Below are 11,883 nucleotides of genomic sequence, written 5' to 3' on the forward strand. Positions count from 1 at the left end.
GCTGGAAACGGATGCCTCCGGCAGGAGCCCGCGCACGACAGCGTGCCCGAACCAGGCCCTGGGGGAGGCCGATGCTCGGAATCTATCGGTTCTCTATGTCTCCTGGCTAGGATCGATTCGGGCACTTCGGTTCCCGCCATCGGTGTCGGAGGAGCGTTCTGTGACCCCAGTCGTCGCTCGGGTGAGCGTTGTGCTCGTGATCGCGCTCGCACTCACCGGATGCACCGCGACGCCCCCCGAACCTCGCCCGACCTCGACCGCCCCCGTCGTCCAACTGGGCGCTCCCGGCGAGGAGGGCCGCACGCTCGCGCCGGGCGAGCAGCTCGAGGTGACGCCGGAAGCACACACCCAGACGGACGTCGTCTTCGTGCGCGACATGCTGCACCACCACGCACAGGCGCTGGAGATGACGGGTTACGTCGACGACCGCACCTCTGACCGCGACATCCGTCTCCTCGCGGAGCGCATGCGGATCAGCCAGGAAGACGAGATGGTCCAGCTCGAGACGTGGCTGCAGAACCGCGGCGAGCCGGTGAGGGATCCGGATGCTGCGCACGACGAGCACACGCTCATGCCCGGGATGCTGAGCCCCGAGCAGATGGAAGCTCTCGAGGCTGCCGAGGGGGAGGACTTCGACACGCTGTTCCTGCAGTCGATGATCCAGCACCACCAGGGCGCGCTCGTCATGATCACGGAGCTCTTCGGCAGCGCCGACGGTGCGGAGGCGGAGCTCGCGCAGCTCGCCAACCACTTCGACTCCGACCAGCGCATCGAGATCTCGCGCATGACCTCGATGCTCGCCGAGCGATCCGACTGAACCCGCCGTCGCCCGGTGGGTACGCTGTGAGCCATGACGATCCTCGTGCTCACGCTCGTCGGAGGCGATCGGGCCGGTCTCGTCGCGGCCGTCGCCGATGTGGTCGACCGCCACGGCGGCAACTGGGAGAACAGCCAGCTCGCCGAGCTGTCGGGGGTGTTCGCCGGGGTCGTCGAGGTCTCCGTCGTCCCGGCACGTGCGGACGAGCTCCGTGAGTCCCTGTCGGTGCTCGACGGGCTGCTCTCCGTCACGGTCAGCACCGGCTCCGAGCCCTCCGCGGAGGCTGCCGCCATGCGTCCGCTCACCCTCCAGGTGATCGGCAACGACCATCCGGGCATCGTCAGGGAGATGACGACGGTCCTGCGCTCCCACGACATCAGCATCGACCGCATGACCACCGAGACGCGTGAGGCGGCCATGTACGGCGGCCGGCTGTTCGAGGCGACGGTGACGGCCCGGATCCCGGCATCCGTCGATCTCGCCGCCCTCACCCAGGAGCTCGAGCGGCTCGCGACCGAGATACAGGTCGACGTCACCTTCGGGTCCTGAGCCGCCCGATCAGGCGAGGTCGCGCAGTCGGGCCGCGAGCCCGGTGCCGTCGCCGGCCCGCCGTTCGTAGCCGACGGCGATGATGAGCAGCACCGCTCCCACCACCGACAGCGTGATCCACCACGGCATCGCTTCGATGCCGCGGCCGATCTGCACCATGAACGCCAGCACGTTCTCGACCGGCAGCACGACGATCCCGATGAGGAACGGCGCGGCGAGGCGCCGGGTGGCCCCCACCAGGATCGCGACCAGCGCGATCGCCATCACGAGGATCGCGCGCCACGTCCGCGGGTCGGTGTAGGTCGCCGCGACGGATGCGCTGAGCATCGTCACGAGGCCGGGCGCAAGGAGCGGCCACGATCCGGTCCAGCCGGCGGGCCACGCCTCGAACGACCGCGTGGGCGCGAACGGTGCGGGATGGCGCAGCGCGAGCGCCCCGGCCGCGAGCAGGAAGAGCCCGAGCGGCAGCGAGAACCACTCGACGCGCAGGTCGCGAGGACTCCACGCGACCACCGCGGTCGTGAACGACACCGCGAACAGGAACCACACCGGTGGCAGCGCGGTCGGCGCCCGGAGGCCGCGCGCGGCGACGGCCACCATGAGCGTGAGCAGCGCCAGCAGCAGCGCCCACATCGTCCAGATGACGGACCAGTCCCGCTCGATCGCCGGCCACGCCGCGACCCCGAGGATCAGCACGGCGGGCGCGCCGAGCCAGCGCGTCCGGGAGAGCAGCGTGTCCGGTGTCGCCCCGACGTGGAGCAGTCGCGCGGCGCACGCCGCTGCCCCGGCACCGACGAGTCCGAACGCGAGCGCCGCGACGATGAGCGGGTCCGTGGGCGCGTCGTCGAGCCCCGTACCCCACCGCACTCCCTGCACCGCAGCGGCCGCGGCCGCGGCGATCGCGACCGCGAGCGTCGGCGCCCGCAGCAGGCGCAGGCGGCGCACACGTGGCGCGGACACGCGGGACACGATGACGGATGCTGCCACCAACGCCCAGGCCGCACCCACGAGCGCAGCGGCCCGGGCGGGGAAGCCGGCATCCATCGAGAACACGGGCATCGCAGCATCCGTGCCGTCCAGCGCGAGCGCGATCAGCACGGGGACCACCGCGACGGCCAGGCCCACGGAGTACAGCCCGACGGCCGGCCGCCCGCGCGCGGTCAGCCAGGCGGCGACGATCGAGACGCCCAGGGCGGGCGGCAGCAGGTACGGCTCGAGGCCCGTGACGCGGACGATGCCCCACGCACTCCACAGGGCACCCGTGAACGCCGCGCCCGCGAGCGGCCACGCGTAGCGGCGCGGCGAGAAGAGGGCGGTCGCGACGAACCCGACGCCCAGGATCACGAGCACGAGCAGCGTGGTCGGCAGCCCCGCCGACGTGCGGACGAGGGAGAGCCCGACGGCGATCACGGCCGTGAGGAGAGCGGATGCCTCGACCGCGAGCCCTGCGGCCCGCACGTGTGTCGCCGGCAGGCGCCGCGAGAGGGCGGTGGTGAGAAGGTCCGCCGACGCCAGCACGCCGGCGACGACCGCCGCGATGACGGGGAGCACGATCGGCGAGCCGCTCATCGGCAGCAGCTGCGCGCCGAGGCACACCGCGACCACTGCGACGGCGGGCACGAGGGTCGCCGCGGCGAGCGTGCGCACGACGATGCCGAGCCCAGGTCGCGTCGTCGTGACGAGTGTGAGGGCGAGGCAGAAGATCACCGCGGTCGACAGGGCGGTCCAGCCGCTGCGCTCGAACACCACCTGCAGCACACCGACGGCGAAGGGAACGGCGGTCACGACGAGCACCGCGTACCACTCGCGCGACGGAACCCGGCGGGCGAACGTGACCCCGATGGCGACCGTACCGGCGGCGCAGGTGGTGAGGCAGACCACCACGAGCGGGTCGGCGCCCGCACGGGCGAGCGCCGTCGCGAGGACCACCAGCGCGTAGGCGAATCCGACTCCGACGTGCACGAACCGCGCCGCGCGCGGCACCGTGAGTGCGAGCACGCCGAGGGTGGCGACGACGGCGGCGCCCGCCCACACCGTGAGGTCGTCGTCGCGCCACGACAGCACCGCGGCGAAGGCGACGGCCGCGTGCGCGCCCACCACGAGCGGCATGCGGACGGCGGCCGAGGCATCCCGCAGCCACGTCGTCGAGACGGCACCGGCCACGACCGCCGCGACGAGCCCGATCGCGATGCGCGCCCACACCTCGAGGTTCGGCAGCGCGAGCACCGTGAGGAACGCAAGCACCGCGTACCACGCGCCGACGAATCCGAGCCACCGGGTCCCGATGGCCGGTGGCCGCCACGCCTCGAGCGGCTCGGCGCCGGGGTCGGTGATGAGGCGCCGTTCGACGGATGCCTCGTCCCCGGCGGCACCTGCGAGTGCGACGCCGTGCGGGGTCGTGATCGCCGCGAACGACGCGAGCGACAGAGCCAGGGCAGCAAGCCCTGCCGTGAGCCCCAGCCCGGTCGCCGACGACAGGACGGTGCTCGGGCCGGCGACGGCGCCCGCCAGCGTCAGGAAGGCGGTGAGCGTCGGGATCACGGCGACGGCCGCGACGATCGCGACGGCTCCGGCGAAGAAGGCGGCGCGCGCGACCACGCGATGCAGCGGACTGAGCGCACCCGCGACGACGAGCCCGAGGCCGGCGGCGACGGGGAACGCCGCGAGCCAGTCGCCGAGACCTGTCGCGGCGAGGGGCAGCACCACCACGGCGGCGACGATCGCCGCTCCGGCGACACCGCTCCACAGGGCCCCCGCGAGGTGCCGCGCGGACACTGCGGCAAGGGCGGCGATCGCGACCAGGGTCGCGCTCGCAAGGTACGCGGGGGAGACGCCGGTGGAGGCATCCGTTCCCCACACGGTGAGGAGCGCGGCGGCCACGAAGCCGAACTGGACGACGGTGAGGGTCACGGTCTCCGCGGTCAGCGGGCGCGCGAAGCCGCTCGACCCGCGGGACGCGAAGGCGACCAGCGCGCTCGCCGCGGCGGCGGAGGCCAGGCAGCCGGCCGTGGTCGCGAGTGCCGAGGGGGTCGCGAGTCCGAGCATCACGGGAACGAAGGCCAGGGCCACGAGGCCGCTCCACAGCCATGCGCGGACGCCGGCACGCGGAGCGAGCCCGGCGAGGGCGCCGCCGGCGACCAGCGTCGTCACAGCGGTGAAGACCCATCCGTCCAGGCCGGACGGAAGCAGCGCGAGCGCGGTCGCGATCGTGAGAGCCAGGAACACCACGCCGAGGGCTCCGATCGCCTCGGCGGAGAAGCGCAGGCCGCGGCGCGAGAGGAACGCGGAGCCGCCGAGGAACGCCGCGGCGATGGCGCCGACGATCGCGGCGCGCGGCAGCGGGTCGGCGAGGTCGGGATTGAAGAACGTGAACACCACCGCGGCCACCGCGACGAGCCCGGCTCCGGCGACCGCGAGCACGGACTGCACGGTCGCGGAGGGCCCCGCTGCCGGCGCGGGGATCGCCGACGGAGCCGGAGGGTGGTGGGTGACGACGGGTTCCGCGGCGACGGCGGCGCTCGGTGCCCCGACCGGGACGATCGGCACGCGCTCGAGAACGAGCTGTCGCGCCTTGAGCGCATCGACGGCGTCCTGCGACGCCGCCCACAGGTCGCGGCCGATCGCGCCGCGGAAGTCCGCCCCGCAGGCCGGGCACCTCCGCTCGGCGACGATGCCCGCGCCGCACACCGGGCAGCGCACGACGTCGAGCAGCTCGGCGATCGCCGTCGAGCTCCACGCCGGCGCCACCCTTCGCCCCGCCGTCGCTGCGGTCATGCCTCACCCTCCGCGGCGGCGATCGCCGCCGGGTGGTCGTCGGGCACCCACTCGAGGATGTCGCCGGGCTGGCACTCGAGCACCCGGCAGATCGCGTCGAGCGTCGTGAACCGCACCGCCTTCGCGCGCCCGTTCTTCAGCACCGAGACGTTCGCGGGGGTGATGTCGATCGCGGCGGCGAAGTCGGTGACCGACATCTTCTTCTTCGCCAGCTGCACGTCGAGGTTGATGATGATCGGCATCACACCACCTCCGAGAGGTCGTGCTCGAGCTGCGAGGCTTTCCGCAATAGCCCCCGCAGCACCACGATCAAAAGCGACAGGCCGGCGCCGACCACGACGCCGAGCAGCAGGAGCAGGGTGATGGACGGCGTCATGAATCCCGTGAGGCTCAGCGCGATGAGCGCGACGAGCACCAGGAACGTCGCGAACGCGACCGCGGCCAGGCTGACGTCGACGTCGGGGAAGGCGCTCTCGCTGAAGATGCTGTCTTCGCGGACGAGTGACAGCAGGCGCCACACGCACACGAGCACCACCTGCACGCACAGGAGGAAGAGGATGCCGACGATCGTGCCCGGGATCTCGAAGTACGAGATCTCGGAGTAGCGCACCGCCGACTGCGCGGCGACGGCCGGGACCACGAACACCTGGCAGCACAGCAGCAGCGCGAGCAGTGCCGCGATGAGGACTTTCAGGACGACGATCGTGGTGCGTTGCATGCGAGTCTGCCTATCGATAAACGGTATGTACCTATCGAGAAACAATAGCCCTCGCAGCCGTCCCCACCGCAAGTGGTGGTGGCTGACGATTCACTGGCAACGCGAACACGCTGGCCCGCGAGTGGCGTGCCGAGTAGCGTCCCGACGCATGGGCTCGCTCATCTACTTCAACTCCGCCTCACTCGACGGCTACATCGCCGGTCCGGACGGCCGCTGGGAATGGGCGACGCCCGACACCGAGGTGCACTCCTTCGTCAACGACCTGATGGCGCCCGCGCGCACCCACCTCTACGGACGTCGCGTCTACGAGGTGATGAAGGCCTGGGAGGACTTCCCGCTCGACGACCTTCCGCCGGCCGAGCGCGAGTTCGCGCTGCAGTGGCGCGACGTCGACAAGGTCGTCTACTCCGCGACCCTCGACGCCGTGACGACCCGCCGCACCGAGCTGCGCACCTCGTTCGACCCCGATGAGGTGAGACGGATGACGGATGCCTCCGCCACCCCGATCGGGATCGGCGGCGGCCGGCTCGCCTCAGCGGCGGCGCGCGCCGGCATCCTCGATCAGGTGCACACCGTGATCTCGCCCGCGGTCGTCGGGGGCGGCATCCGCTTCCTCGACGAGGGGCTGCGTCTCGACCTGGAACTCATCGATGAGCGCCGCTTCGCGAACGGGTCGGTGTATCTCGGCTACCGCGTCATGCGCTGAAGAAAGACGAAACCCCCGCGATGTAGAAGCTACGCGAGGGTTCCTGGGGTGACTGTAACGATCACCCTTGTGGCTCCGACCGGCATCGATCCGGTGACCTTTCGATTTTCAGTCGAACGCTCTACCAACTGAGCTACAGAGCCGCACGGCATCTCTCATACAAGACCTGCCGCGTCCTAGACGAAAGGCCCTCTTCGAAAAAAGGGCCCGTCGCTCGGAGCGACCCTGACGGGACTTGAACCCGCGACCTCCGCCGTGACAGGGCGGCACGCTAACCAACTGCGCTACAGGGCCATGCTTATTGAATTGTGGAGTGACCCCAACGGGATTCGAACCCGTGCTACCGCCGTGAAAGGGCGGCGTCCTAGGCCGCTAAACGATGGGGCCGGGTGAACCTTTGGGGCTCACTGCCGAGGACCAAGCATACGTAACTCCTCGCGAAAACGCGAATCGAGCGCGCGCCGCCCTTGTGCAACGCGTTCTCGAGGCGCACACTGACCGGGTGACCGCTTCCCGAGGCGGCGGTCGCCGTGCACCTCTGGGGGGTTGCGCATGTTACTGATGTTGCTAGTGTGAAACGAGTTGACGCCGCGAGGGAGGGATCCGGTGCAGCCCGAAAACGTCACTGATCAGGCCGTGTCCGACGACGCCTCCGTGGACTGCGGGTGCGCGCCGTCTGCTCGCGAGCAGCGGCGGCTGTGGCCCTCGATGAACCGGCGCACCGCGCTCGGGCTCGGAATCCTCGGCGTCGCCGCGCTCGGCGCAGCCGGCGGAACGCTCGGCCCGCTCGTCGCCCCGGCATTCGCCGCCGACTACCCCTCGTGGGACGACGTCGTCGCCGCGAAGAACAACGAGGCGGCCAAGGCCGCCGAGATCACCAAGATCCAAGAGCTCATCGCCGGGCTCGAAGCCGATGTCGCCGCGAAGCAGCAGGTCGCGCAGCAGATGGCCGACGAGTTCTACGTCGCGCAGCAGGCGTACTTCGACGCCGCGCTCCGCGCCGACCAGCTGCAGCAGCAGGCCGACGAGCAGGCCGCCGCCGCGATCGACGCCGCGAACAAGGCCGGCCGCGTCGCGGCGCAGCTGTATCGCAACGGCGGCGACGACACATCCCTCGAGCTGTTCTTCGCGGGGTCGGCCGCCGGCGCCGACGACCTGCTGGCACGTCTGGGAACGATGGACAAGCTCGTCCAGCGCAACCAGGACGTCTACGCCCAGGCCGTCACCGCCCGCGACTCGGCGCAGAGCCTCAGCGACCAGGCGGGTGTGCAGCGCGCGGAGCGCGACCGGCTGCAGAAGATCGCCGAAGAGAAGATGGTCGCCGCGCAGAAGGCCGCCGACGAGGCGCAGGCCGCCCTCGACGCGCAGAACGCCAAGCGCGGCGAGCTCGAGGCGCAGCTCGCGGCCCTGCAGGACGCCACGGCGAAGACCGTCGCCGACTACCAGGAGGGCGAGCGCGTCCGCGCCGCGGCGGCTGCCGCGGCCGCTGCGGCGGCTGCAGCCGCGGCGAAGGCAGAGGCCGACCGCCTCGCCCAGCAGAACCAGGGCGGCGGAGGCGGCGGAGGTGGCGGCAGCGGCGGCGGTGGAGCCGTCGTCGGCTCCGGCTGGGCCCGTCCGTCATCCGGCTGGCGCAGCTCCGGCTACGGCCCGCGTACCGTGCAGTGCGGCAACAGCTACTGCTCCAGCGGCTTCCACTACGGTGTCGACCTCGCCGCAGGCTGCGGATCCGGCATCTACGCCGCGTCGGCGGGGCGCGTCGTCTACGCCGGCTGGAACGGCGGCTACGGCAACTACGTCAAGATCGACCACGGCGGCGGCATCGGATCGGGCTACGGCCACATCCGCAACGGCGGCATCTTCGTGGGCGTCGGGCAGTGGGTCAACGCCGGCCAGCTCATCGCGAGCGAGGGCAACACCGGCAACTCGTTCGGCTGCCACGTGCACTTCGAGACGTACGTCAACGGCTCCCCGGTCAACCCGATCTACTTCATGGCCGATCGCGGCATCTCGGTCTGACCCGCATCCACGCCGGAAACGACGAGAACCGGATGCCGAGGCATCCGGTTCTCGCGTGAAGACATGTCAGAGCGTGCTGGGCGCGACGCCCTCACCCTGGGTCGCGGTCTGGCCCTCGTGCTGGGCGAAGCGCGCGAACGCCTCGTCGACCAGGCGCTCGGCCTCGGCGGCGTTCGCCCACTCGTCGACCTTGACCCACTTGTTGGGCTCGAGGTCCTTGTAGTGCTCGAAGAAGTGCGTGATCTCCTTCTGCAGGTACTCGGAGATGTCGCCGACGTCCTGGATGTGCGCCCAGCGCGGGTCCTTGGCGAGCACGGCCACGACCTTGTCGTCGCCGCCGGCCTCGTCGCTCATCTTGAGCACACCGACGGGACGGACGCTGGCGAGGATGCCGGGGGCCAGGTCCACGTCGAGGATCACGAGCACGTCGAGCGGGTCGCCGTCCTCGCCGAGGGTGTTCTCGAAGAACCCGTAGTTGGTCGGGTAGCCCATGGGCGTGTAGAGGATGCGGTCGAGGAACACGCGGCCCGTGCCGTGGTCGACCTCGTACTTCACGCGGCTGCCGCGCGGGATCTCGATGACGGCGTCGTACGCGCCCATAGTGGTGCTCCTTCGAAGACTGTGGATTGCCGCGACCAGCCTAGTCGCGGCGCGTCGCGGGTACGGTGGGCGGGTGGAGGAGCGCAGACCCGGACTCGACCCCGCCGTCGCCGAGGTGCGGCTCGCCGTGCGCCGCGCGCTCACTGGCCTCGAACCCGGAGGGACGGTGCTCGTGGCCCTGTCGGGCGGAGCGGACTCTCTGGCGCTGGCCGCGGCGACGGCCTTCGAGGCGCCGAAGCTCGGCCTCCGCGCCGCGTCGCTCACCGTCGACCACGGCCTGCAGGACGGATCGACGGATGCTGCGGCCGCCGCCGCGACGACTTCCGAGGCGCTCGGGCTCGAGGCCCGCGTGGCGCGCGTCGAGGTCGGCGCAGCCGGCGGTCCGGAGGCGGCGGCCCGCGAGGCGCGATACCGCGCCCTCGCGGACGGTGCCCGGGCGATCGGGGCGGCCGCGATCCTCACCGGTCACACGCTCGACGACCAGGCTGAGACGGTGCTGCTCGGCCTCGCCCGCGGCGCGGGCGCGACCAGCCTGCAGGGCATGGCCGAGGCATCCGATCTCGAGGGGATCCCGCTGCTGCGCCCGCTGCTGGGCGTGCGCCGCGACACGACCCGCGCCGCGTGCGCGGTCGAGGCGCTCGAGCCCTGGGACGATCCCCACAACGCCGACCCGCGGTTCGCGCGCGTGCGGGTGCGCGGGACGGTGCTGCCGGTGCTCGAATCCGAACTCGGCCCGGGGATCGCCGAGGCGCTCGCCCGCACGGCGGCGCAGCTGCGCGAGGACGCCGAGGCGTTCGACGAGATGATCGACGAGACGATCGAGGACATCGTCGAGCACGCGGAGGCCGGCATCTCGGTGTCGGCGGCGGCGCTCGCCGCGAACCCGGCGGCGCTGCGCAACCGGATCATCCGGCACGTCGTGGCCAGCGAGTTCCACGAGAGCCTCACCCGCACGCAGACGCTCGAGGTGGCGCGCCTGGTCACGGACTGGTCGGGTCAGGGCCCGATCGACCTCCCCGGATGCCACGCCCGCCGCGTCGGCGGCCGCATCGAGTTCACCGCGCGCTGAAGTCGCCCCTCTAGACTCTTGACATGCGCGCGGCCGACGTTTCCAGCGACATCACCGAAGTCCTCGTCACCGAGGAGGAGATCCGAGCCAAGCTCGACGAGATCGCGGCGCAGGTCGCCGAGGACTACGCCGACGAAGACCTTCTGCTGGTCGGAGTGCTCAAGGGCGCGATCATGGTCATGGCCGACTTCTCGCGCGCGCTCAAGAAGCACGTGACGATGGACTGGATGGCGGTCTCGTCCTACGGCGCCGGCACGAAGTCCAGCGGTGTCGTGCAGATCCGCAAGGACCTCGACACCGACATCCTCGGCAAGCACGTGCTCATCGTCGAGGACATCATCGACTCGGGTCTGACCCTCAGCTGGCTGCTGGAGAACTTCGCGGCCCGTGGTGCGGCATCCGTCGAGGTCTTCGCGCTGCTGCGCAAGCCCGAGGCCGCCAAGGTCGAGGTGCACTGCCGCTACGTCGGCTTCGACATCCCGACGGAGTTCGTCGTCGGCTACGGCCTCGACTACGCGGAGAAGTACCGCAACCTGCGCGACGTGGCCGTGCTCGCGCCGCACGTCTATTCCTGAATCGGGTCAGCCCGCGAGCATCTCCACGAGGGCGGGCGGCGCGGTGTACGTCGAGACCATGTCGACGATGAGCCGGCGGCAGCCGTCCAGCTCCACCGTGATCGGCGCCGTCCCCTCCTCGTTCGCGTCGAGCACGACCAGGGAACCGGGGATGTCGTCGCACGACTCCGGCAGCGGCTGAGCGGATGCTGCCGCCTCGAGCACTGCGCGCGTCTCGGCGGCGTCGAGCCGACGGCTGCCGGTGAACCACGCGGTGCCCTCCACGTCGATGGTGGCCCAGGTCGTCGCGCCGGGCGCGGGCGTCGCCGAGGGGTTCGCGGCATCGTCGGTGGAGTACGCGCAGAGCCGGAGCGTCTCGACCTCGCCGGGTGCGGGGGTCCGCGGCGGCGCCCACGGCACGGTCTGGATGCCCGTCGATGTCGGCGCGGGGGCGGGCGCGTCGAGCGTCCCCTCCCATTCCTCGAGATCCTCCGGCGACGCGATCTGCAGCGGCCGGGCGGACCACGTCGGCGCGCATCCGGCGTCGAGCGCCGCGCGCGGCTGCGCGAGCGTGCGTTGCTCCTCGTCGGTCTGCACGACGGCCAGGTCGGCCAGCGCGTCGCCGATCAGGTCGAGCTTCGGCTGGCTGCAGCCGTCGGCCGGATAGCGGACAGGGATGCCTCGGCCCGCAGCATCCGTCAGCCAGATCTGCGGGGCGATCATCGCGATCGCCGCGCACGGTCCCAGAGAGCGCGCGTCGTCGGGCTCCGCCTGAGCGCGCAGAAGCGCCGTGAGATCGCCTTCGAGCCGCTCACGGAGGACGACGGACCAGATGCCCTCGTCGTCCTCGACGGTCTGGAAGGGCACGCAGCGGACCGCGGCGACGGGCTCGAAGTCGTCGGGCATGGGGCCGGCCCCGCCCGGGTCGCCGCCCAGGGGGTCCATGTCCGCACACGAGATCTCGGCAACGATCTCGGAGGGCGCCAGCGCCTGCGGAGCGGACGCGCAGCCGGTCAGGGCGACGGCCGCTGCGGCGAGGACGATGAGCGAGGGGTGGATGCGGGGCACGGGGTCCTCCTC

11 protein-coding genes and 3 tRNA genes are annotated in these 11,883 nt (G+C 71.6%); 6 read left to right on the forward strand and 8 right to left on the reverse strand.

The annotated features are described in order from the left end of the window. Positions 1-160: 160 nt before the first annotated feature. Entirely contained in the window at positions 161-817 is a 657-nt protein-coding gene (locus tag ACFVSU_RS21020) for a DUF305 domain-containing protein (RefSeq protein WP_387147697.1), read from the forward strand. Positions 818-850: 33 nt separating this feature from the next. After that, the gene (locus ACFVSU_RS21025) at positions 851-1,366 is read left to right on the forward strand and encodes a glycine cleavage system protein R (protein ID WP_387147700.1); all 516 of its coding nucleotides are present in this window, start codon (positions 851-853) and stop codon (positions 1,364-1,366) included. A 9-nt stretch (positions 1,367-1,375) separates the two neighbouring features. Here ACFVSU_RS21025 and ACFVSU_RS21030 read toward each other — a convergent pair whose 3' ends face one another. From ACFVSU_RS21030 to ACFVSU_RS21040, 3 genes are read right to left on the reverse strand one after another with little or no spacing between them, the layout of a single operon-like run. After that, positions 1,376-5,140, reverse strand: coding sequence for an SCO7613 C-terminal domain-containing membrane protein (locus tag ACFVSU_RS21030; RefSeq protein ID WP_387147703.1), 3,765 nt, complete (start codon positions 5,138-5,140; stop codon positions 1,376-1,378). Continuing rightward, a complete protein-coding gene (locus tag ACFVSU_RS21035; protein ID WP_056366551.1) occupies positions 5,137-5,382 on the reverse strand; it encodes a helix-turn-helix transcriptional regulator in 246 nt (81 codons plus the stop codon). Before ACFVSU_RS21035 ends, ACFVSU_RS21030 begins: the two co-directional genes overlap by 4 nt. After that, complete coding sequence (locus ACFVSU_RS21040; protein WP_387147706.1) at positions 5,382-5,858, reverse strand: DUF2975 domain-containing protein; 477 nt, start codon at positions 5,856-5,858, stop codon at positions 5,382-5,384. Before ACFVSU_RS21040 ends, ACFVSU_RS21035 begins: the two co-directional genes overlap by 1 nt. A gap of 148 nt (positions 5,859-6,006) precedes the next feature. Here ACFVSU_RS21040 and ACFVSU_RS21045 point away from each other — a divergent pair, with 148 nt between their 5' ends. Continuing rightward, entirely contained in the window at positions 6,007-6,564 is a 558-nt protein-coding gene (locus ACFVSU_RS21045) for a dihydrofolate reductase family protein (protein ID WP_387147709.1), read from the forward strand. Positions 6,565-6,634: 70 nt separating this feature from the next. Here the strand turns inward: ACFVSU_RS21045 and ACFVSU_RS21050 are convergent. From ACFVSU_RS21050 to ACFVSU_RS21060, 3 genes are all read right to left on the reverse strand, one after another. Further along, positions 6,635-6,707, reverse strand: a tRNA-Phe gene (locus tag ACFVSU_RS21050). Positions 6,708-6,784: 77 nt separating this feature from the next. Continuing rightward, a tRNA-Asp gene (locus ACFVSU_RS21055) sits at positions 6,785-6,858 on the reverse strand. 20 nt (positions 6,859-6,878) lie between these two features. Beyond that, positions 6,879-6,951 (reverse strand) — tRNA-Glu (locus ACFVSU_RS21060). A 249-nt stretch (positions 6,952-7,200) separates the two neighbouring features. On the opposite strand from ACFVSU_RS21060, the gene ACFVSU_RS21065 reads away from it, so the two are divergent. Continuing rightward, positions 7,201-8,580: a peptidoglycan DD-metalloendopeptidase family protein gene (locus ACFVSU_RS21065; RefSeq protein ID WP_387147711.1), complete on the forward strand. Its 1,380-nt coding sequence runs from the start codon at positions 7,201-7,203 to the stop codon at positions 8,578-8,580. Positions 8,581-8,646: 66 nt separating this feature from the next. Here ACFVSU_RS21065 and ppa read toward each other — a convergent pair whose 3' ends face one another. Next, the gene (ppa, locus tag ACFVSU_RS21070) at positions 8,647-9,180 is read right to left on the reverse strand and encodes an inorganic diphosphatase (protein ID WP_310292821.1); all 534 of its coding nucleotides are present in this window, start codon (positions 9,178-9,180) and stop codon (positions 8,647-8,649) included. A gap of 73 nt (positions 9,181-9,253) precedes the next feature. Between ppa and tilS the strand changes: the two genes are divergently transcribed. Both tilS and hpt read left to right on the forward strand, forming a co-directional pair. After that, positions 9,254-10,249 (forward strand): tRNA lysidine(34) synthetase TilS, encoded by a 996-nt coding sequence (tilS, locus tag ACFVSU_RS21075; RefSeq protein WP_387147715.1) that lies wholly within the window; start codon positions 9,254-9,256, stop codon positions 10,247-10,249. 23 nt (positions 10,250-10,272) lie between these two features. After that, positions 10,273-10,824, forward strand: a complete 552-nt coding sequence (hpt, locus tag ACFVSU_RS21080; RefSeq protein WP_056372524.1) for a hypoxanthine phosphoribosyltransferase — start codon at positions 10,273-10,275, stop codon at positions 10,822-10,824. Between the two features lie 6 nt (positions 10,825-10,830). Here the strand turns inward: hpt and ACFVSU_RS21085 are convergent, their stop codons facing one another. Beyond that, positions 10,831-11,871 (reverse strand): hypothetical protein, encoded by a 1,041-nt coding sequence (locus tag ACFVSU_RS21085; protein ID WP_387147718.1) that lies wholly within the window; start codon positions 11,869-11,871, stop codon positions 10,831-10,833. Positions 11,872-11,883: the final 12 nt, after the last annotated feature.

Source organism: Microbacterium sp. NPDC058062 (assembly GCF_042885375.1).
Taxonomy (GTDB): domain Bacteria; phylum Actinomycetota; class Actinomycetes; order Actinomycetales; family Microbacteriaceae; genus Microbacterium; species Microbacterium trichothecenolyticum_C.